Annotated in this window: 1 pseudogene; it reads right to left on the bottom strand. The window is 67.0% G+C overall.

Annotated elements, in window-relative coordinates:
- Window positions 1–230: pseudogene (locus SB771_RS37480) on the bottom strand (RNB domain-containing ribonuclease); the annotation flags it as partial.

Here is a 230-nt window from a genome sequence, read left to right as displayed (position 1 = left end):
CGATCGAATTCTTGTCCGGTCGCGTCAGCAGCGCGAGCACCTTGCCGGCGAACGCTTGCGGCAGCTTGCCTTCCTTCAGCTCCTCTTCGTACTGCGCCTGCACCAGCGCCTGCTGGCGCTTGCGCTCGAGCGACGCGAGCGCCATCTTCAGCTGCTCTTCCGGCGCGCGCTGATATTGGCCGCGGCCTTTGCGGCGGAAGTACACGGGCGAGCCGTGCAGCCGTAGCACC

Origin of the sequence: Burkholderia sp. SIMBA_051 (assembly GCF_046534915.1) — a bacterium.
Classification (GTDB): Bacteria; Pseudomonadota; Gammaproteobacteria; order Burkholderiales; family Burkholderiaceae; genus Burkholderia; species Burkholderia ambifaria.
This window is presented reverse-complemented; position numbering and strand designations above follow the sequence as displayed.